Here is a 20907-nt window from a genome sequence, read left to right as displayed (position 1 = left end):
CGGATGAGGTAACTTCTCTCCGGCGCCTATTCACCTCTATTTGTTTTTCCGTTTTTCAAGAAATTCCCGAGTAAGATCAGAAGCGATAAAATTTTTCCCCAGCTTTTCTTCCATCGTGGAAAGAATGGTGTCAGCAATCCCTTCATGCCGATAGGAAGGGTTGACGCAGATATGCCGGAGCATAACATCTCCATCCGAGGATTCTTGAAGTCCAACGACCCCGACAATGTCTTCTTCTTTTTTCCACAAATACAGTTTCATTGATTCATCGTTTTCATATTCATCCATCGTTTCTTGCAACGTTTTTACTTCTTTAAGCTCGGGCGTATAGGACAGCAAACCCATCGCGATCTTTCGATATGCGGGTTTGTACTTAATAATCATCTGCCTTAGCTCCTCTCATTCCATGGAGATTTCTTCGATGAGGAACTCATTATCGTGGAAAATGCGTTATAATCATAGGATAGCCAAAAAAACCCATTTCGAAACATACATCTATTTTTCTTTTAACGGTTTCTAAGTGTACATGGATTTTGGCAAATGTTCAAGCCCTATTTTATTTTCTTTCCAAGGAAACGATCGTTACGAACAAGATCTGCATAGCTTTCCCGTTCAACAACGAGTTGATGGGCATCATTTTCGATAAAAACAACCGAAGGGCGAGGCAAACGGTTGTAATTGCTAGCCATCGCGTAACCGTAGGCACCTGTAGAAAATACGGCTAAGAGATCCCCGCTTTCCACCATCGGCAATGGCAAATCATACATGAGCATGTCCCCACTTTCACAAGCTTTGCCGGCAATCGCGTAGGCTTTTTCTTCCTGCTTTTTTACGCGATTTGCCAATTCGGCTTCGTAGCGGGCCCCATACAACGCCGGGCGGATATTATCCGTCATTCCCCCATCAACACTTACATAGTGGCGTACATGCTCAATCTCTTTTTGGGACCCGAGCGTGTACAACGTTGTTCCGGCTTCGCCGACGATGGAGCGCCCCGGTTCAACCCACACTTCCGGCAAGGGAAGATGATATCTATCACTTTCCTCACGTATCGAATGGACAATCGCCTCTACGAACGTTTTCGGTTCCAACGGCTCATCATGCTTGGTATAGCTGATCCCGAATCCTCCGCCGGCATTGATGACTTCAGGTATAAACCCATGCGACGCACGCCAGTGCTCAATATGGCGATAGAGGGTAGCAATGGCCTCCGTCAACACCGAGGTTTCAAATAGCTGTGAACCGATGTGGAAATGCAACCCTTGCAATCGAATGGAAGAAACAGAAAGGGATTGCACCACAGCTGCTTCTGCCTGTCCGGTAAAAAGGTCAAAGCCAAACTTGGAATCTTCTCCGCCCGTAGAGATATAACTATGCGTTGTTCCTTCAATCCCCGGGGTGATTCTCAGTATAATGCTTGTTTGTGTTTGCAGGTTGTTGCATTCTGCTTCCAACAACGCCAGTTCATGAAAGTTATCGACGACGAAACAGCCGATCCCGGCTTGCAAAGCCTCCCTGATTTCCTGCCTGCTTTTGTTGTTTCCGTTAAAATGAACGTTTTCCATCGGAAAACCTGCCTGTATGGCTGTATAAAGTTCACCGCCGGACACGACATCAAGGCTTAACCCTTCTTCATGTGCCAGTTGTACCATCGCGATACAACTAAAAGCTTTGCTTGCATAAGCGACTTGATGATCGATCCCTGTTTGTGCAAATGCGTTTTTAAACGCGCGTGCTTTTTGGCGGATCATTCCAACATCATAGGCGAACATCGGTGTTTGATATTGCTCCGCCAATCGCACTGCATCTATATTTCCGATCATTAAATGACCTTGTTCATTTCTTTTTTTCGTCATTACAGACATGGACATGTTTCACTCCCCCACTTCATGCCCAATATTGTATCATTCCTCGGCCATAAACAGAAGGTTTTAGCAACTAAATCAAGCGAAATCAACTAGGGCTTTGATTGCCGGACAACATCCCGGGGGTAGACGATTCTCGGACGTAACCGCATATTCGGAACCCCTGAGCGCGCGATAATATGCCATAGAGACCCTGGATCAAAGGGGAGGAATGGCCATAAATAAGGTTTATTCATTGGTTTCATTCGTACCATAAGAAGAAACACGATAGTAATGGAAATGACGTATCCATACGACGTAAACATTCCTACGGCAATAATGAAAAGGAGCCGAACCATTTTCAGTGCAACCCCGAGTTCATGACTTGGAGAGGCAAATATTCCTACCGCGCCCAGCGCAACATAAAGAATCACTTCCGCGGTCAGTAAGCCAACATCGATGGCGATCTCCCCGACGAGCAAGGCGGCCACAAAACCGAGTGCGGTACCTAGCGGAGCAGACGTATGGACCGCGGCCATTCGAATCAATTCCACGCCCAATTCCCCGATGAGCATCTGCGCGAATACCGGTACGTTGGAATCATCGGAAGGCCCTATATACGAAATCATTTCAGGGAGCATGTCAGGTTCTAAAGCCATTAAAAGCCAGAGAGGGACGATAAACATAGCTGCCAACATACCAAGGAAACGAATCCAGCGCAAAAATGTCCCAACCGCGGTGGATTGTCGAAACTCTTCGGCGTGTTGAACGTGATGAAACATCGTCGTCGGCAAAATCATGATGGTCGGTGATGTATCGACCATGAGAAGCATATGGCCTTCCGTCAAATGTGTAGCCGCTACGTCCGGTCGTTCCGTGAACCGCACTAGTGGAAACGGGTTCCACCCTTGATCAAGAATATATTCTTCCACGACCTTATCGGCCATGGTAATGCCGTCAACATTAATCTTTTCTAGTTCCTGTTTAACAATCGTCACCAGATCCGGATCTACAATGCCGTTAATATAAGAGACGACGACGTCCGTTTGGGAACGTACCCCCACTTGAAGGATTTCGTTTCTCAAACGTTCATCACGCAAACGACGTCGCGTTAACCCGGCATTTTCGATGATATTTTCCGTGTAGCCGTCCCGGGCACCACGGGTCACCCTTTCCGTGTCGGGCTCCCCCGGTTCACGTCCGGGATAGTTGCGAACATCAACGACAAACGCTTCCTTTTCCCCGTCCACCAAAATAAAAATAAGTCCGGACAACAGATGGAAAATACATTTATCTACATCATCCGTAAAATCCACTTGGATATGGGCGATATGATTTTCAATGGTCTCTCTTGCATCCGTTGTCTTCATATCGAATTTTTCAAGATCCATCAGTTCTCGCAAAACTTCGATGGCAATTTGTTCATCGTTTAGACTGTTCACGTAATACATTCGTACTTCTTTGCCGAGGATGCTTAGTTTTCTTACGCCGACATCAAAACTGGCATCAATATTTAAACGATCGTTAAATATTTTTTCGTTCTTTTTGAGATTGTTCGTTAAGATTTGGTCTTTCGTCTTTGTCATCCGTTAAATCCCCCCGTTCAATGATTACCTGCAAGGCGGTTGCCGTCACCGGTGCGCCTCTTTTCGGGTGATCACGGCCACCCATTTTTCCCAAATCGCCAATGCCGACAATCACGGGAATGGATAATTGGTCGAGGCTATAAACCGTATCGCCGTGCACACGGTTTTTCTCGATATCACGAAAGCCCTCTTTGTCTACGCCCCACTCACTAAGCTTCCCGTAGCGATCCACCGAGACATCCACTTTTGTCCAATCCCCCGACCGTTCCGTTGACGCTACCGCGAGCGCCCCGATCACGTTGATTCCTTCTTCGCTCGCCAGTCGAATCATAAGCTTCTCCCCCCTTCCTTCATTAGCTTGACCGGCGTCATCAAACAAAAGGACAGTAATTTCATCTGTTGATTCCGTAACGCTTTTTAGCAATTGTTCATATGTACAGGTTGTCGGGTTACCGCCGGAAAGGGAAAGGCATCCGATGCCGATGGTTTTTGCGGCCGTTGCCACCGCTTTTGCTGCCGCGGCATCTCCGTCTGTGACATAGATAATTCGTTTGGTCATGTTGCCAGCGCCTCCTGTGCGTTCGTTTATTTTCTGTTCATCCGTTCGGTCCTATGCATAGAAAGCAAAAAAAGACAGTGGATCAATCCACCATCTCTTTGCGCATTTTTTCCAATATTTTTTTTTCCAACCTTGAAACTTGAACTTGAGAGATCCCCAGTCTATCGGCAACTTCTGATTGCGTTTGGTCCCGATAATATCGTAAAAACACGATTAAGCGCTCTCTTTGTTCAAGATGATGCACCACGTCTCGTAGGGCCAATTCCTCAAACCATTTTGTTTCATCCGGGTTCGAGAGCTGATCCATGAGCGTGATCGGGTCTCCTTCGTTTTCATAGACTGTCTCGTTTAAGGAGGACAACGAGCGAGTAGCTTCGTTTGCAAATACGATATCTTCCGGTTGCACGTCCAATGCCTCGGCCACTTCGTTGATCGTCGGTGCTCTTCCGTTTTTCTTTGTCCATTCTTCTTTTTCTTTCCGGATTTTATGGTTTAATTCTTTCAAAGACCGACTGACTTTGACGGTTCCGTCATCGCGAATAAAACGTTGAATTTCACCGATAATCATCGGGACTGCATACGTAGAAAACTTCACCTCATAATTTAAGTCAAATTTATCAATCGACTTCATTAACCCAATGCAACCAATCTGGAATAAATCTTCCCCCTCGTAGCCACGGTTCAAAAAACGTTGGACCACGGACCATACGAGACGGGTATTGTTTTCCACCAATTGGTCTCTTGCTCGTTGGCTGCCTTTTTGGCTTTCGGCAATCCACATGCGTATCATCTCATCGGAAGGTTGCTTTCCTTTTTTCGTTTTTGTCTGCATAACACCGCCCCTTAATGAGAGAATACTTTATTTCTGGACAGTTGTTTTTTCACGTAGACCGTTGTTCCTGTCCCGCCGGAAGATGTGATATTCACTTCGTCCATGAAATTTTCCATGATCGTAAATCCCATCCCCGAACGTTCCAGTTCCGGTTTTGATGTATACAAAGGTTCACGTGCTTTTTCAATATCTCCGATGCCACCCCCGTCATCACGAACGATAATCGCAACCGTATCATCTTCTAAAACGACGGTAAGGGAAACGGTGCCTGCCGGATTTTCTTCGTATCCGTGAATGATGGCATTTGTTACGGCCTCGGAAACGACGGTCCTTATTTCGGTCAACTCATCCATCGTCGGATCAAGTTGGGCAATAAAAGCGCCGACACTTACACGTGCAAACGATTCATTTTGACTGAGTGCTGAAAATTGCATGTTCATTTCGTTTTTCATTTAAACGGCCTCCCCCAATGTCCGTAATGCATGGGTTTCCCCATCCGTAAGACGCAAGACTTTATATACCCCCGACATTTCAAAAATGCGGTGCACGGAAGGAGAAACCGAGCAAACGACGAGTTCTCCTCCCCTTGCCTGTATTTTTTTGTACCTTCCCAATAGAACCCCGATCCCGGAACTATCCATAAATGTTAAGGCTTCCGCGTTAAAGATCATATGTTCAATACCGGGAGCTTCTAAAGCCTCATCCACCTTTTCCCGCAAAGCACTTGCCGAATGGTGATCCAACTCCCCGTGCAAGCGCACGCATAATATGCTGTTTTTTTGTTCGGTTTCAACGTTGAAACTCATCTTTGTTCCCCCATTCTCCCAATTAGCTTCCCCTACTCTTCATTCGCTTTTTGCCGTTTTTATCCTGCCATACTGACAAAATAAGTCATCATTCTATGGACATTTTCAAGAATCGTCATCGGAGACCGTATCCTCCGGCTCCGGTTCAACGCCGATGATTCTCAGCGTGGAGCGTTTAAACAATTGCCACCAAGAGGCGCTTTCCACGGTTTCGCCGGCGACAATCGCTGATTCTGCAAGTGTATCCTCTCCCCGTTGCAACTGAAACTTGCCGATCACTTCCCCTTTTTCAATAGGCGCTTGCAACGTTTTCAGTTCAATATTTTCCGTCACGTTCTCGGAAGACTCTTGTTTGCCATGCAGCAAACTGATGTTACTATCCAGACGACCGACGACGGAATCTTGTGTTCCTTTTTCAACGGGAATGGAAGTAACCGCTGCTCCTTGATCGAACATCGGTTCAACCTGGTAGTTGGCGAAACCGTAATTAAGGAGCTCACTAACGTCTGCATTCCTCATTTTTGGCGTTTCTGCCCCCATCACCACGGTTACAAGCCGCATATCATCTCGTTTTGCCGTTGCTGTCAGCCCATATTTTGATTCATTGGTAAATCCGGTTTTCAACCCGTCCATTCCATCAAAAAATTTCAGCAATCGGTTTGTGTTCACGAGCCAAAACTCTTCATCTGTCCCCTGGCGCAAATAATCATCGTAGACGCCGGTAAATGATGTGATTTCTTCGTACTGAAGCAGTTCACGGGCCATAACGGCAAGGTCATGGGCACTTGTTTCATGGCCATCAGCCGGGAGACCGTTTGAGTTATAAAACGTGGTGTCTTCCAGCCCGAGCTCCTCCGCTCTTTCGTTCATCCGCTCCACAAATGTTTCTTCAGAACCAGAGATATGTTCAGCCATGGCAACAGAAGCATCGTTGCCGGAAGCAATCGCGATGGCCTTCAGCATATCCCGCACCGACATTTCTTCTCCCGTTTCCAGAAAGATCTGAGAACCTCCCATGGAAGCGGCTTTCTCGCTCGTCGTCACCATTTCATCAAAGCTCAACTCGTCGTTAGCGATATCCTCCATAATTAAAAGCATCGTCATAATTTTCGTCATGGAGGCGGGAGGCAAAGCTTCATGCTCATTTTTTTTATACAACACTTCTCCCGTATCGACTTCCATTAAAATCGCAGCGCCTGTTTCCTCCGCCATCTCTGTTGATTCTTCTTCCCCTGAAGCCATTTGAGGCAAGAATAAAAGAACCGATGATAGCGCGATTGCCATAACTTTTTTCCGCATCATTCGTTTCCTCCGTTTTTTCTTCCAGTATCCCCCTTCTTTCATTCTTTTATACGCCCCGCAAAGGTAGAATTATTTCATAAATTCTTGCTGTTCTCCTTTTAGAAAAGCTGCGGCTTCGCCAACATTCATGGCGGAAGCCGCAGCTTTTCTTATCCTTCCATCTTTTCCTGTTGCACGTTCGAGATCTTGACCTAAGAAAGCTCATTTACGATGCGTCTTACAAACGTAATGAATGTCGGTTTCGTTCTCGCGGCCGTCTCCATTACTTCTGCATGGCTTACGCCTCCGTGATCGTCGGCCACCGCCATATCTGTGACACAGGAAATACCGAGCACGTCAATCCCGGAATGGCGGGCGACGATGACCTCCGGTACAGTGGACATCCCCACGACATCTCCTCCCAGCTTTCGAAGCATCGAAAGCTCCGCCGTCGTCGAAAAGGTGGGGCCTGAAATGCCCGTGTAAACCCCTTCGTGTACCGTGAGGGTTTCTTCATCAGCAATTCTTTTCGCCAAATCAATCAACGTTGGGGAATACGCCTGGCTCATATCCGGAAAACGGGTGCCCAATTCCTCGTCATTAGGACCAATGAGCGGGTTCGTTCCGGTCATATTAAGATGATCCGTAATCAGCATAAAGTCTCCGGGGTGATAGTCGCGATTCATCCCCCCGCACGCGTTGGTCACGACCAGGGTATGTACACCGAGCGCTTTCATCACACGCACCGGGAAGGTCACTTCCTGAGAACTGTAGCCTTCATAAAAATGAAAGCGTCCCTGCATAGCGACGACATTTTTTCCTTCGAGCTTCCCGAGGACGAGACGCCCGGCATGTCCTTCCACCGTCGAAGTGGGAAAGCCGGGAATATCCTCATAATCGATCCGCACCGCGCTTTCCACTTCATCCGCGAGATCGCCTAATCCGGAACCGAGAATCAAACCAATGTCGACGTTTCCGCTACCCAACTGTTGTTTAACAGCGTCCGTTGCTTCCTCAATCTGTCTCCGCATCGTTGTCATGATTGCCTTCCTCCGTTTCGATCCGCAAAATGATACGGGTAACAAGTTCCGTGAAGTTTGTTTTGACTCGTTCTGTCGTCTCGATGACTTCTTCATGGCTTAACGGTTGATCAAGGATTCCTGCAGCCGCGTTAGAGATGCAAGAGATACCTAGAACTTTTACACCTGCGTGTCTGGCAGTGATCACTTCCGGCACTGTTGACATCCCGACGGCATCGGCGCCAAGTGTTCGAAACATCCGTACTTCCGTGGGGGTCTCATAGGTGGGACCGGTCGTCGCCGCATATACGCCCCTTTGCAATTGCAGCCCCATCGATTTTGCTTCCTCATGGGCCACTTCCATCAATCCTTCGTCATAGGCGGTCGACATATCCGGAAAGCGAGGACCAATCTCCTCATCGTTTGGACCGATCAACGGATGATCGCCCATGTGATTGATATGGTCCTTGATCACCATTAAATCGCCGGGCGAATAAGACGTATTTACCCCTCCGGCGGCGTTGCTTACGATCAGGGTCTTCACACCGAGTGCGCTGATGACACGGGTCGGCAAGACGACTTTTTGCATCGGATAGCCTTCATAATAGTGGAAGCGTCCTTTGATGGCAATGACCGGCACCTCTTTCAAATGACCGATCACAAATTCTCCCGCGTGTCCGCTAACGGTCGATGTCGGAAAACCCGGAATGTCTTCATACCGAATAACGGCTTCGGCTTCGATGTGATCGGCAAGACCGCCTAACCCGGAACCAAGTGTAACCGCGATGGTTGGTTGAATGTCCATCTTTTTTTTGATCGCGTCGACAGCGTTTTTTACAGTTTCGTCCATGGTCGCTATTTGCCCCTTTCTATCAAGCGCTGTAGGAAACTTGACCCATGCTTGGGGCTCGTCACCTGAAAATTATCCGCGATCGTCGCCCCCACATCGGCAAATGTTTCTCTCGTTCCAAGCGGTTTCCCCGGTTGATTGGTCTTCGTAAAACTAAGCAACGGCACTTGCTCCCGGGTATGGTCCGTTCCGGGATAAGTGGGGTCATTTCCATGGTCAGCCGTAATGATGAGTAAATCCGATTCCCCTAGTGCATTCAATACTTCCGGTAAACGGGCATCAAATGCTTCCATCGCTTCTTTATAGCCGACAGGGTCGCGACGATGCCCGAAATGGGCGTCAAAATCCACGAGATTGAGGAAAGACAATCCTTCGAATGGACGCCCAATCGATTGCATAAGCTTGTCCATGCCATCCATATTCGAGTTCGTCCGGACCGAATGCGTCACCCCTTCCCCGTCAAAAATATCATCAATTTTTCCAATCGCCTCTGATGTAAAGCCGGCATCCGCCAATGCGTTCATGACCGTAGGTGTAAATGGTTTTAAAGCGTAATCATGGCGGTTCGTTGTACGCTGAAACGTTCCGGGTGTACCTATAAACGGACGGGCGATGACTCTGCCCAACATATAAGGGTCTTCGTAGGTAAGCCCCCTTGCTTTTTCACATATGCTGTACAATTCTTCTATCGGTACGACGTCTTCATGAGCGGCGATTTGCAATACTGAGTCTGCAGAAGTATAAACGATAAGCGCACCTTTGTCGACTTGTTCTTCCCCGAGTTCTTCAATAATAGCAGTGCCCGAGGCAACTTTATTTCCTATCACCGGGCGGCCGGTTTCCATTTCCAGTTTCGTAATGATATCGTCCGGAAACCCCTCCGGAAACGTGCGAAAAGGAGCATCGACATACAGACCCATCAGCTCCCAATGCCCGGTCATCGTGTCTTTGCTTCTCGACTTTTCATTCATTTTTCCATAAAAAGCTAGAGGTTCTTCCGTTTTATAAATGCCCGGTGCTTCTTTTAAGTAGCCGATGCCAAGTTGATTCAAATTGGGGATATTAAGCCCATTGTTGTAACGGGCGATAGAACCAAGGGTGTCTGCCCCTTCGTCTCCAAACTCCTTTGCATCCACACCTTTCCCGATCCCGACGGAATCCATCACGATGACAAATACGCGAGAAAATGTATGGCTCATAGTTATTCACCTTTCTATTTAGAGGCGGGAGGTCGGAAATGACTTGTCCGCCTCTCCCCTCAAGCATGGAAGTTTTCCTTTTGATTCCGGAAGCCACTCCGTATATCAGATCATCAATGCCGACACGTTAGATGAAAGTTACTTCACGGAAGCTCCTCGCATCTTCGATATATCACGTATCCTACCTCCGGCTTCTGATTTCTGACTTCCGTAAATTACGCCCGCGGGTGATAGGTTTGGTAAATATGTTTAAGATGATGCCTGGAAATATGCGTGTAAATTTGCGTCGTCGTTATGTCGGCATGGCCGAGCAGTTCCTGGACGACACGCAGATCAGCCCCGTTTTCCACGAGATGCGTCGCGAACGAGTGTCTTAACGTATGAGGTGTAACGGCTTTTTTGATCCCCGCATTTTCCACATGCCTTTTTAACACTTTCCAAAAGCCTTGTCTACTTAGTTGTTTCCCTAATCGATTCACGAAAAGAATATCATGGGATTGTTTTTTTACAAACGATGGGCGAGCTTTAGACTGATAAGCTTTCAGCGCGTGAATGGCTTTCGATCCGAGGGGGATAATGCGTTCTTTGTTCCCTTTTCCGATACAACGGACAAACCCCATTTCCAAATGGGTGTCATCGAGCGTCAACGAACAAAGCTCTGACACGCGCAACCCCGTACCATACATCAGTTCAAACATTGCCGTATCTCTCAGGGCGTAAGCATCGTTTTTCTGTGCAGCCACTGAAAGCAATCCTTCTACTTCGGCAATCGATAATATAACAGGGAGCTTCCGCCCGGATTTAGGCGTTTCTATCAAATCGGCAGGGTCGTGATCAATGATTTGTTCCCGAAGCAGAAACTGATGAAACATACGAATCGCCGAGGTCATCCGCGCGAGTGATGCTTGCGATCTACTTTCGGCTCTCAATGAAAACAAATAATCGAGAATATGATGGCGTTGTACATCATTCCAATGTTCGATTTTTTCATGATTTATGAGATGGTTCGTATACGCGTACAAATCCCGTTGATAGGAGGCCAGTGTGTTATTCGAGAATCCCCTTTCAACGAGCCCGTAATGCAAAAATTCATCAATATGTAGCGTCAGTGTTTTCAACGGCGGCTACTCCCCGTGCAACCACATATACATAAGCCGCTCCCGAAAAGAAAAGTCCTCTCCCGAGTCTTGGTCAAACACTTTAATTGCATTCCCCTCCGGTTCTTCAAATCTTTCATCTCCTTGATATTCATCGATTACAAATAGAATACCATAGTAAAACATTGCCGTGCATCCTGTAAAAACAATCAGTATTTTGAAACCATTCCAAATGGCACGTGCCCCCGTTCGCATGCATGTCCCTCCCGATCTTCCATTTACTATCAGGATATGCCCATAAGTCCAATGGTTATACATGTTCATTGTCATCTTTTCACTTTGCTTGATGACGGAGCTTCATTGAACAGCGTTAGCTTTTGCAAAATAGCAAAGGCTTCGTCTTTTTGATACGTTTATTCTTTAACACGGGTAAACATTTTTATCGTACAAAAAAATCCCTTCCAGCCAAACACTGAAAGAGATTAACGCGCAGCTTTAAACGAAAGGGATCCGACGGCCGTTTCTTGCTCTGCCTGGCAACGGGAACAAACGCCATGAAAAGTCAATCGATGATCTTTGATTTTAAAAATCCACTCTTCTTCCACGATCCGCTCAACGTCCCCGAGCAGATCCTCCTCAATCTCCGATACAGAACCGCATTGTATACAGACGAGGTGGTGATGAGAATGGTTCGCTCCTTCTTTGCGCAAGTCGTAACGAGAGACGCCGTCACCGAAATTTATTTTATCAACGATTTCAAGATCATTGAGTAGTTCTAACGTACGATAGACCGTTGCAAGGCCGATCTCCGGGGCTTTTTCTTTCACCAGTAAGTATACGTCTTCCGCGCTTAAATGGTCTTCTTCATTTTCAAGCAATACTTCTACAGTAGCTTCTCGTTGCGGGGTCAATTTGTAGCTTTGGGTGTGCAATTCATTTTTAATCTGATCCATACGTGCTTTCATCTGTCCATCCTCCTTTTTGAGGCGTATACTAATTATAAAGTTGTCTTCGGAGGGTGTCAATCGATAATCATTATTATTCGTACATAATAATAATTATAATCAAGCTATCTGCTCATATGCCAGTCGGCGACCAACTCCAATAACATTGGAGACACAAACGTTTCGATCATGGAGGCAATGAAAGCAACGCAAAGCAAGAGAAGCATCCCCAAACATACACGGATGAAAATAGGAAAAATCGGTTCCCGGGGGGCGACTTTTACAAACTGCTGGCGGATCAGCCGCAAGGAAAAGGCAACGGATAAAACGCAGACGATAATCATTACCGGCACGATGAGCACATTTTGCGGAAGAACGGACACCAGCGATAATGAAAATCCGGAAACGCCCAATTGGTACACAAGGAAACCGACGGTAAATCCGATCGTAATTCCTTTCAGAAAAAGCAACAATAAAATCAACGGTGAACCTATCACGGATAGCCCGAGAATAAACATGAGTCCCATATACTTGGCATAAAAACTAAAGCTTTGCCATAACAAAGCGCTTCCGCTTGAAAACTGCCCTTGACTGACTTGGCCAAAAAATTGCTGCAAGTAGACAAACAAATCTTCTTTCTGGGAAATGCTCAAGCTGTTGACGACAATCGCGCCAAAAATAATGCCGGTAAAAAAGAGCACCGATGAGAAAATATATAAAGAGCGATGTTCTTGAACGTGTAAACTGATTTGACGCTCGATGAACGGCTTCACATCCACGACAATTCCTCCCTCACGCTTGTCCCGTTAATCCAACCTATGAGAGAAGAACGTCTGATATGTTTATTACTAGATTTTTCGCTTTACAAATCAAATAGGGTTCCATTTTGATTGATAGACAGATATTATTTCTTCAACGAAGCAACAACGCCTGGATTGCGAAAGCCGTTTTTGCATCGCGCCATTTCCCTTCCCGTAAAGCAACGCGCGCGTCGGCCAGCGTCCATTCTTCCACACTCAAAAATTCATCTGCTTCCGTCTGCGGCGCCCCTGCTTGTAAGCCAGTCGCCAAATAGACACTAATCCATTCATCGGCAAAACCCGGCGAGGTGTAAAATCGAGCAATTTCATGCAAATGGGCAGGACGGTATCCCGTCTCTTCTTGCAATTCCCGCTCGGCCGTTGTTTTTGCCTCTTCGCCTTCTTCTCTTTTTCCGGCAGGGATTTCCAACAACATTTCTTCCGTTGCTTTCCGAAACTGACGGACAAGCGGTATTTTCTCCTCGTCGGTGATGCCTATAACGGCTACCGCTCCCGGATGCTTTACCACCTCGCGCATGCTCGTCTTGCCATTGGGGAGCTCCACTTCATGAAGCTCCACATCAATAATTTTTCCTTCATAGATGATTTTTTTATTCAGGGTTGGTTCGTCGTGGACGGACATGAATGCGGCCTCCAGTGTATAAATTTCTCGTTGAAAACATAGAACAGTAACATGCGAATTGAAAAAAGGAGTACTTTCTATGAAAATATACAAATCTCCTGATAAGGTGGTTGTACAGGGAAAAGCATGGCAGGTGCTGCATTTGTTAAAGTTCTATCGCAAGCAATACAAAAGTGTGCGCGAATGGACGAATGAGAAGTGACATGAATACTGCGATTCACTTGTCACAGAAAGGGGTGCAGCCTTTCTTCAAGCATCTCTTCGGTGAGCTCCCCGTGGTGGACATCGACAATGATGCCTTCTTCATTGATAAAATAGGTGGTGGGCATTCCATCCGTCGGCGGGTAATCATCGGCAAATTCCCCGTCTTCATCAAATAAGACTGGCATGGTGACAGGGTTTTCATCCAGAAATTCTGTGGCATCTTCCACCCTACGCTCTGTCCCTGTCATATTGACGGCCACGACATTCAAGTCGTCTTCGTAGGTTTCATGCACGTGATCAAGGACGGGAAATTCACGTATGCAAGGCTCACACCACGACGCCCATTGATTCAAAACGACAAAATCTCCCTCAAGGTCAGACAAGCTCATGTTTTTGCCCTCTTCGTCGGGTAATTCAAAGTCGGGAGCCTGTTCCCCCTGGTTGACACCAACCGGCGGAGAGGATACATTTTCATAGACGATCGTTCCTATGATGATGACGGCAATGAAAACTACTAAAGCGCTGATCCATTTTTTCATCACTATTTCCACCTATTCGTTGCATTTTGAAAGGAGCCATTCTCATTATGAGTATTATTGAAGCCATCATATTTGGCATTGTCCAGGGACTCACGGAATTTTTACCCATTTCCAGCACCGCCCACATTATTATTTTGCAATGGCTTTTCGGGACGGATTTTGAAGGACTGACATTTGAAATTATATTACATGTTGCGTCCGTGCTCGCGGTATTGCTGTTTTTCCGTCATGACGTGATCGCCATCATCCGCGGATTTCTACGATTTCTTTTTCAAAAAGACACAAGGGAACGCGCGTCTTTTTTCTTCGGTCTGTACTTAATTGTTGCCACCGCGATTACCGGTGTTCTTGGCTTGATTCTTGAAGATTATGCGGAAGCCTTTTTAAAAACACCGCTTGTCATCGGCGGCGCTTTGCTTTTAACCGGCGTTTTCTTACTAATCATTGAAAATATTCATTACCGCTATACCCGTTCCGTCAACGAGATGAATATGTTAGATGCCATCGTCGTCGGTTTGGGACAAACGCTCGCTGTCATACCGGGAATATCACGGTCGGGATCTACATTAATTACGGCGTTGGCGTTGGGCATTGAGCGAAGAACGGCGGTGCGATTTTCCTTCCTTTTAGCGATCCCCGTCATTGCCGGTTCTTCTCTCCTCACGATTGGGGATATCTTTCAAGGCGGTTTTGCGGAAGGAAATGTTGTCGCGCTTATCGTTGCATTTGTCGTCACATTGATCTTTTCGGTTATCGGCATTAAATGGTTAATTCAGTGGTTGGAAAAAAGCAAGCTTTATTATTTTGCCATCTATTGCTTCGCCATCGGTTTCGTCGTCATTTTCTTTCTCGACCCGGCCGCCGTTTGACACCTTTACTTTATCGAATGCTTAAAGAGCTTTGCAAGTTATCTGCCCAAACGAAAGGACGCCGGCCTCTGAACCCTGCCGGCGTTTTCGGCTTGTCTATCCTCTTCAGCCAACGTATCTTCTCAAGATGCGGTCCACACTGCTCCCGTACATTTCCCCAAACATATTTAAATGGGCGAAAAGAAAATACAATTGATAAAGCGGTAAAATATCCTCTTCTCGTTCATCCCGCTTTACTTTTGCATCGTAACTGCCCATCGTTCGGGCCGAATAGCCGCCAAACAAGGCCATCATCGCTCGATCAAACGCCGGGTCCCCGTAAGAGACGGCCGGATCAATCACGTATGGGGAGCCGTCAGGGCCAACGAGCCAGTTCCCCGCCCATAAGTCCCCGTGCAAAAGGGCCGGGTACGCCGGCTCGGATAACCACTTATGAAGCTTTTCCACCAGTTGATGGGCTTTTTTCCCTCGTTCTTTCGGCAAGCGCCCCCGCTTATCCGCTTCTTCCATTTGCGGGAGCAACCGATAGTTTCCGTAAAACTCGATCCATCGATCCGTCATGGCATTGTATTGCGGCAATGTGCCTATAAAGTTGTCTTCATCAAAGCCAAAATATTCTCCTTTTTCCCTGTGCAAATCAGCGATCATCTCCCCGAGTTTTTCTTCTGTCCAAGAAGCAGCATTCCCTTCAATCCATGACAAAAGCAAATAATGATCACCATAGCGAGCAATTTCCGGTACATTCACCCCCACGGCATTTCCGAGCATAGAAAGCTGTCTCGCCTCTTTTTGAAATAAACGAGGCGGGGGATCTTCACGCCATTTTAAAAAATAACGATTATGTTCCCCGCGGATTTGAAACGATTGATTACTATCACCGCCACTTACCGGTAGGATCGAAGCCTCGTTATCGATTTCCGCTTCTTTTAACACATGCGCAGGAATCACAACCATTCTTTTTCTACCTCTTCGAGAAGCGATGCACAAGCCTCATCAATCATCTCATACACTTCCTGAAAATTGCCGGTGAAATACGGATCAGGCACATCGCTTTCCTCCCTTTCGGAGTAATCAAGGAGACGAACGATTTCTACCTTTTGCGTTTGTTTTCGCAATGTTTGTAAGAACCCTAGATTTTCAGCATCCAATGCCACAACAATATCAAAACTGTCCAAGTCTTCTTTCACGACTTGGCGCGCGGTCAATCCGCCGGCATCAATTTCATTTTCAGACAAAATATTCATCGTCCCCTCGTGGGGAGGTTCTCCAACATGCCAGTGTCCCGTACCTGCCGACTCGATATGAATCTGCTCGCTTAACCCATGCGCAGCCGCTTTTTTGCGAAAAATTGCTTCAGCCATTGGCGAACGGCAAATATTTCCTAAGCAGACAAATAATATACGAATCACTTCCAACATCTCCTCACGTATATAAATTCAATAATAACCCTCGGATTTCACCGACCCGCGCCAGTATATCCAAATGGCCGGCTTCCTTTTCCATAATTTCCTCGGTCAATCGCATCAGTTTCTCATCGACTTCCGTAACGATTCTGTAAGCGTTTGTTCCCGGACGGTTGAAGCCGCGCCTATCCTCGATTTGCAATCCATTTCGGACGATCTCATCAACAAAGTTTCTGATCAGTTTCTTATATTCACGCAACTCTCTGGCCGTCCGGAATTCTGCCAACATTTTTCCTTGATCTTCAATCTTGCCCATCGCGGCTTGCAGCCGTTCATGGTTTACGGATTGACGCTGGTGGTTCATAATATCTTGAAACGATGGAGAGCCAATTCTTTTATTCGAAGGCACGGTTGTAGATGACCTCATCATGTGTGAAGAAGTATTCGTTTTCCCGAGACGTTCAATGTCCAATGGTCGTCCCCCTTAAAATGACAGGCTAGGCGCTTCCTGTTCATCATTATGACGCAGAAGCAGCCACGCTCCAAACGATATATGTATGATCTCTTTGATTTTATCATAACTGTATAGGAAAGGGCTTGGCTTTTGTCATATTTTTTACGTTCCACACTGCCTTTTTTATCGCTGGCATAGTTCTATTAAAACGCCACCGGATATTTTCGGATCAAGGAAAGCAACCGTTCGGCCACGTGCACCGGTTTCCGCAGGGCCTAAAGATGCGAATGGATTTTTCCCGTTTAGTTCTTTGAGAAACGTTTCAATATCGTCCACTTGTAATGCGAAATGATGAATGCCTTCCCCTTTTCTGGCAAGAAAACGTGCGACCGTACCACCGTCCCCCATCTGTTCAAGAAGTTCAATGTTGATATCCCCGCTTGACAGGAAGGCCACTTTCACTTGCTGATGGGGGAGGTGATTCGTCTCAGTCAACGTAAATCCCAGCAAATTCCGGTAATAAGGCAAGCGTTCCTCTATGGAATGAACGGCAATGCCAATATGATCCACTGTTTCCGGAAGGTTGTTCATCTCATTTGACTCCCCTTATTTGGCACTTGAGAAAATCATTAAAAACTCGTAAAATAACACTATCAAAATATGTACGTTGGAGGGATAAGAAATGCCTCGCACTTTTCAGAAAACCATTGTTTATGTCATGATTTTTGTATTGGTAGTAGGCACCTTTTTGGCCGGATTCGGTGCCATGATTTAATACGAGAAAGGGATTCCTTTCTCGTTTTTTAATACTCCGATTTCTCTCGCCATATCTTCTATTTCCCGTTCCGGTTCGGTGCCGATCCATATTTTTGTTCCCATCGGCACTTGATCATACAAGCCGTCCACCTCTTCATTATGCATGCGAATGCAGCCTAATGAAACCTTTCCCCCGATCGTGCTGCTATCGTTCGTCCCATGTACGCCGTATGTCCGTCCATCGGTATTTCCCGCGTCAAAGCCGATCCAACGACTGCCAAGAGGGTTGTCAGGATCCCCGCCTTCGATGTCTTGCGCACGGTAATAAGGTTGCTCCGCTTTCACAATCACCGTAAAAATACCTTCCGGCGTATCTTTTGCATCTTTTCCCGTCGCTACGTCGTACACGTTGTCCAACTCGCCATTCTCTACCCATCCTAATTCATTCGTGGACTTGTTAACGATAATAAAAGGCTCCCCCGGAAAAGGTTCCACATCCATCGGCCACAAAGGAGCAAAAAGTAAAATAGCCGCGGCCAAACTTTTGAATACCATCCCGTACCTCCCTCCATTGTATAAACTATCCTTTATTATTCTCTGTTGTTCCCGGAGTATGTACCTTTTTCCTTCAGAAAAACTTGGCTTTTCGTCCATTATGATGAAATCCTAAGTATTTTAGGCTCTATGTATGACTGCGCTCGGCCCTCCCATCCGTTCTGATCGCACAAAATAAAAAAAGACCTCCCGGCCAGGAGATCTTGCATTATGTATGATTGGCGCGCCTACCAGGATTCGAACCTGGAATACGAGAACCGGAATCTCGCGTGATATCCATTTCACCATAGGCGCCCCTGAACAGACAATCTTCAGTATAGGAGGAGAAGGGCGCCATGTCAACAGTCAGTCGCTTCTTATTGTTGTTCCGGTTCTTCTTCTAACATGGCGTGGAAACGGTCGTTGATTTGTTCATCGCTGTAACCGAGGGACTGCAACCGTTTCGTGAAGTTTTGGGCCCATAATTTGGCACGCTCCCGCATGCGCTTATACTTTTTCGCCTCTTTTCCTTTACGTTGTTCCTTCCCGCGATTTTCAGCATTCGAGGCGACGCTTTCTACCACGAGCAACCCTTGCCAGATTTGTTCTTCTTCAAGATCATTCCCGTGTTCTTGAAGATAATCAATGACTTTTTTGTAATAATCCTGAAATTCCTCAAAATCAATTTCGCCTTCCATATTTAAATAAACCTGTATTTGTTGATACAAATCATTCATCCGTTTTGACACCTCTTATGTACGTTTTAAAAACGAGAAGCCGCTATTGGCGGCTTCACGAGCAATGTTCATCAAAGGCAGCTTCTAATTTTTGCACGACCTCGATTGGTTCATGCCCTTCAATTTCATGGCGCTCAACCATCGTTTGAATCTCTCCATTTTTCATAAGTGCAAACGATGGGGACGATGGGCCGTAGCCTTCAAAGTATTCGCGCGCATGATCCGTGGCTTCACGGTCTTGACCGGCGAAGACGGTCACAAAGCGATCGGGTTTGCTCTCATAGTTTTGCATATAAGCAGCTGCCGGACGTGCAATCCCCCCCGCGCACCCGCATACGGAATTGACCATCACCAACGTGGTTCCTTCATCTTTGAATGTTTTATCTACTTCTTCAGGCGTGCTTAAATGTTCGTAGCCTGCCTCTGTCATCTCATCGCGTGCGGATTGTACGACATCATTCATGAAATATTCAAACTGCACAGGAATTTCTCCTTTCCAAGGGTTTATGTTCACTCATTATTGTAACGACTGGAAACAGAAAACTCAAATACAATGCTTACATGTTAGAGGTGAGAAGTGGGGAAAAAGCACATGAGCACTTCACGGCGCCTCCATTTGCTATTTTTCCCTTTAAGTGGTGGCATGAACCTTTCATGAGGCCACTTTATTCCATTGTTTTCCTCTTACTGGTGTCATCGAGCCCAGTCCCCCTCCCCTCTCGCTTTTACATCCCTTCTCCATTGAACTGTTCCAACTGTTCTTTCACATAGGCCAGAAATCTTCCGCAAATCAATCCGTCCAGCACACGATGATCGAGGGAAAGACACAGATTGACCATGTGACGCACGGCAATCATATCGTCTTCTTTCACAACGGGACGTTTAACGATGGATTCCACGGAAAGAATCGCTGCTTGCGGATGATTAATGATAGGCATCGATTGCACGGAACCAAAAGCTCCCGTGTTGTTTAACGTAAACGTTCCTCCGCGTATATCATCGCTCGTTAGCTTCCCGTTTCTCGTTTTTTCGGCAAGAGAATGCAAGGATCGCGCCATGCCCCGGATATTCTTCTCATCAGCATTTGCAATGACGGGAACGTAAAGTGCTTCTTCGGTGCCGATAGCCATGGAAAGATTGATTTCCTTTTTACGAACAATATGGTCGCCTTGCCAAGTAGCGTTAACTTCCGGGTATTTTTTAAGCCCCGCGGTCACCGCTTGCATGAAAAAAGGCATAAACGTCAGCGGGATCCCTTCCTGGTTTCGAAATGCTTCTTTCTCTTTTTCGCGATAACGAACGATAGTCGTAACGTCCACTTCAACCATCGTCCAGGCATGGGGGATCTCCTGCTTGCTTTGGCTCATGTTTGCAGCAATGGCTTTACGCACGCCGGTTACAGGAATAACTTCGTCGGAAGCACTCGCCTCCACTCCCAATGAAGCATCTTGTTCTTCCCGTTGCGGCTCGGGTGCCTTCGCTGTCGTTTTTTCCCCTGCCTCCAATTTTTTCTCCACATCTTTTCGCGTAATACGCCCGCCCCTGCCTGTGCCTTCTATCGTTTCTATATCAATGTTATGCTTTTGTGCCAAGGTAAGGACGGCAGGGGAATACCGTTTCTTCTGGGATGATTCTTCAGAACGTTCTTGTTTTCCCGTTTGATTTTCCCGTCGCCCCTCACGTTCAGGTGGAGTTTCTTCTTTCGAGGTATCCTCGGTTTCGATATAAGCAACCACATCTCCGACTTGCACCGTCTGATTTTCTTTCGCGATAATGTCACTGATAGTCCCTGTATAGGAAGAAGGGACCTCTGCATTGACTTTATCTGTATCCACTTCCGCGATCGGTTCATATTTATTCACGTTGTCCCCGGGGTTCACGAGCCACTGGGTAATCGTCCCTTCCGTTACACTTTCTCCCAATTGAGGCATGACAATCTCTTTTTTCATCG

Annotated in this window: 28 protein-coding genes and 1 tRNA gene; 3 read left to right on the top strand and 26 right to left on the bottom strand. The window is 46.6% G+C overall.

All coding sequences use genetic code 11. The features are described 5' to 3' along the window. Nucleotides 1-36: 36 nt before the first annotated feature. The 16 genes from DT065_RS01600 to DT065_RS01525 form a co-directional block, all read right to left on the bottom strand. Nucleotides 37-384, bottom strand: coding sequence for a GNAT family N-acetyltransferase (locus DT065_RS01600; protein WP_114370272.1), 348 nt, complete (start codon nt 382-384; stop codon nt 37-39). Between the two features lie 167 nt (nt 385-551). After that, entirely contained in the window at nt 552-1865 is a 1314-nt protein-coding gene (gene lysA / locus DT065_RS01595) for a diaminopimelate decarboxylase (protein ID WP_418314656.1), read from the bottom strand. A gap of 92 nt (nt 1866-1957) precedes the next feature. Continuing rightward, nucleotides 1958-3430: a spore germination protein gene (locus DT065_RS01590; RefSeq protein WP_114370269.1), complete on the bottom strand. Its 1473-nt coding sequence runs from the start codon at nt 3428-3430 to the stop codon at nt 1958-1960. Further along, complete coding sequence (spoVAEA, locus tag DT065_RS01585) at nt 3369-3989, bottom strand: stage V sporulation protein SpoVABEA (protein ID WP_114370267.1); 621 nt, start codon at nt 3987-3989, stop codon at nt 3369-3371. The genes DT065_RS01590 and spoVAEA overlap by 62 nt, the downstream gene beginning before the upstream one ends. Nucleotides 3990-4071: 82 nt before the next feature. Continuing rightward, the gene (gene sigF / locus DT065_RS01580) at nt 4072-4821 is read right to left on the bottom strand and encodes an RNA polymerase sporulation sigma factor SigF (protein ID WP_114370265.1); all 750 of its coding nucleotides are present in this window, start codon (nt 4819-4821) and stop codon (nt 4072-4074) included. Nucleotides 4822-4832: 11 nt separating this feature from the next. After that, nucleotides 4833-5273, bottom strand: a complete 441-nt coding sequence (spoIIAB, locus tag DT065_RS01575; RefSeq protein ID WP_114370263.1) for an anti-sigma F factor — start codon at nt 5271-5273, stop codon at nt 4833-4835. Further along, nucleotides 5274-5627: an anti-sigma F factor antagonist gene (gene spoIIAA / locus DT065_RS01570; RefSeq protein WP_114370261.1), complete on the bottom strand. Its 354-nt coding sequence runs from the start codon at nt 5625-5627 to the stop codon at nt 5274-5276. It abuts the gene before it with no gap. A gap of 105 nt (nt 5628-5732) precedes the next feature. Continuing rightward, nucleotides 5733-6926: a D-alanyl-D-alanine carboxypeptidase family protein gene (locus DT065_RS01565; protein ID WP_114375980.1), complete on the bottom strand. Its 1194-nt coding sequence runs from the start codon at nt 6924-6926 to the stop codon at nt 5733-5735. A gap of 194 nt (nt 6927-7120) precedes the next feature. Continuing rightward, a complete protein-coding gene (locus DT065_RS01560; protein ID WP_418314655.1) occupies nt 7121-7939 on the bottom strand; it encodes a purine-nucleoside phosphorylase in 819 nt (272 codons plus the stop codon). Further along, nucleotides 7923-8777, bottom strand: coding sequence for a purine-nucleoside phosphorylase (locus tag DT065_RS01555; protein WP_114370257.1), 855 nt, complete (start codon nt 8775-8777; stop codon nt 7923-7925). Before DT065_RS01555 ends, DT065_RS01560 begins: the two co-directional genes overlap by 17 nt. Before the next feature lie 5 nt (nt 8778-8782). After that, a complete protein-coding gene (deoB, locus tag DT065_RS01550) occupies nt 8783-9976 on the bottom strand; it encodes a phosphopentomutase (protein ID WP_114370256.1) in 1194 nt (397 codons plus the stop codon). Between the two features lie 215 nt (nt 9977-10191). Next, a complete protein-coding gene (xerD, locus tag DT065_RS01545; RefSeq protein WP_114375978.1) occupies nt 10192-11085 on the bottom strand; it encodes a site-specific tyrosine recombinase XerD in 894 nt (297 codons plus the stop codon). A 15-nt stretch (nt 11086-11100) separates the two neighbouring features. Further along, on the bottom strand, nt 11101-11328 hold the full coding sequence (locus DT065_RS01540) for a DUF4227 family protein (RefSeq protein WP_160112354.1): 228 nt from the start codon (nt 11326-11328) through the stop codon (nt 11101-11103). A gap of 227 nt (nt 11329-11555) precedes the next feature. Further along, entirely contained in the window at nt 11556-12038 is a 483-nt protein-coding gene (gene fur, locus DT065_RS01535; protein ID WP_114370252.1) for a ferric iron uptake transcriptional regulator, read from the bottom strand. Between the two features lie 104 nt (nt 12039-12142). Further along, a complete protein-coding gene (gene spoIIM, locus DT065_RS01530; RefSeq protein ID WP_114375976.1) occupies nt 12143-12790 on the bottom strand; it encodes a stage II sporulation protein M in 648 nt (215 codons plus the stop codon). A gap of 139 nt (nt 12791-12929) precedes the next feature. After that, nucleotides 12930-13460, bottom strand: coding sequence for an NUDIX hydrolase (locus DT065_RS01525; RefSeq protein WP_114370250.1), 531 nt, complete (start codon nt 13458-13460; stop codon nt 12930-12932). Between the two features lie 79 nt (nt 13461-13539). Here DT065_RS01525 and mciZ point away from each other — a divergent pair, with 79 nt between their 5' ends. Continuing rightward, entirely contained in the window at nt 13540-13662 is a 123-nt protein-coding gene (gene mciZ, locus DT065_RS01520; RefSeq protein WP_114370248.1) for a Z-ring formation inhibitor MciZ, read from the top strand. 22 nt (nt 13663-13684) lie between these two features. On the opposite strand, the gene DT065_RS01515 is transcribed toward mciZ, so the two are convergent. Then, complete coding sequence (locus DT065_RS01515; RefSeq protein ID WP_114370246.1) at nt 13685-14203, bottom strand: TlpA family protein disulfide reductase; 519 nt, start codon at nt 14201-14203, stop codon at nt 13685-13687. Between the two features lie 47 nt (nt 14204-14250). Between DT065_RS01515 and uppP the strand changes: the two genes are divergently transcribed. Next, complete coding sequence (gene uppP, locus DT065_RS01510) at nt 14251-15072, top strand: undecaprenyl-diphosphatase UppP (protein ID WP_114370244.1); 822 nt, start codon at nt 14251-14253, stop codon at nt 15070-15072. Nucleotides 15073-15177: 105 nt separating this feature from the next. Here uppP and DT065_RS01505 read toward each other — a convergent pair whose 3' ends face one another. The 4 genes from DT065_RS01505 to mce form a co-directional block, all read right to left on the bottom strand. Then, nucleotides 15178-16026 (bottom strand): fructosamine kinase family protein, encoded by an 849-nt coding sequence (locus DT065_RS01505; protein ID WP_114370242.1) that lies wholly within the window; start codon nt 16024-16026, stop codon nt 15178-15180. Next, complete coding sequence (locus DT065_RS01500) at nt 16017-16481, bottom strand: low molecular weight protein-tyrosine-phosphatase (RefSeq protein WP_114370240.1); 465 nt, start codon at nt 16479-16481, stop codon at nt 16017-16019. Before DT065_RS01500 ends, DT065_RS01505 begins: the two co-directional genes overlap by 10 nt. 13 nt (nt 16482-16494) lie before the next feature. Beyond that, complete coding sequence (locus DT065_RS01495) at nt 16495-16947, bottom strand: YaaR family protein (RefSeq protein ID WP_114370238.1); 453 nt, start codon at nt 16945-16947, stop codon at nt 16495-16497. A gap of 165 nt (nt 16948-17112) precedes the next feature. Next, entirely contained in the window at nt 17113-17520 is a 408-nt protein-coding gene (mce, locus tag DT065_RS01490) for a methylmalonyl-CoA epimerase (protein ID WP_114370236.1), read from the bottom strand. A gap of 91 nt (nt 17521-17611) precedes the next feature. On the opposite strand from mce, the gene prli42 reads away from it, so the two are divergent. Continuing rightward, complete coding sequence (prli42, locus tag DT065_RS18700; RefSeq protein WP_160112353.1) at nt 17612-17704, top strand: stressosome-associated protein Prli42; 93 nt, start codon at nt 17612-17614, stop codon at nt 17702-17704. On the opposite strand, the gene DT065_RS01485 is transcribed toward prli42, so the two are convergent. From DT065_RS01485 to DT065_RS01465, 5 genes are all read right to left on the bottom strand, one after another. Continuing rightward, nucleotides 17701-18240, bottom strand: a complete 540-nt coding sequence (locus DT065_RS01485; RefSeq protein WP_114370234.1) for a L,D-transpeptidase — start codon at nt 18238-18240, stop codon at nt 17701-17703. The genes prli42 and DT065_RS01485 overlap by 4 nt on opposite strands. A gap of 219 nt (nt 18241-18459) precedes the next feature. Continuing rightward, nucleotides 18460-18534 (bottom strand) — tRNA-Arg (locus DT065_RS01480). Nucleotides 18535-18596: 62 nt separating this feature from the next. After that, nucleotides 18597-18956: a hypothetical protein gene (locus DT065_RS01475; protein ID WP_114370232.1), complete on the bottom strand. Its 360-nt coding sequence runs from the start codon at nt 18954-18956 to the stop codon at nt 18597-18599. A 55-nt stretch (nt 18957-19011) separates the two neighbouring features. Continuing rightward, on the bottom strand, nt 19012-19419 hold the full coding sequence (locus DT065_RS01470) for a BrxA/BrxB family bacilliredoxin (protein ID WP_193550821.1): 408 nt from the start codon (nt 19417-19419) through the stop codon (nt 19012-19014). Between the two features lie 262 nt (nt 19420-19681). Continuing rightward, entirely contained in the window at nt 19682-20905 is a 1224-nt protein-coding gene (locus DT065_RS01465; RefSeq protein WP_114370229.1) for a dihydrolipoamide acetyltransferase family protein, read from the bottom strand. Between the last annotated feature and the right edge of the window lie 2 nt (nt 20906-20907).

Source organism: Salicibibacter kimchii, assembly GCF_003336365.1.
Taxonomy (GTDB): Bacteria; Bacillota; Bacilli; order Bacillales; family Marinococcaceae; genus Salicibibacter; species Salicibibacter kimchii.
Note: the sequence above shows the minus strand (reverse complement) of the source record. Positions and strands in the feature narration are given on the sequence as shown.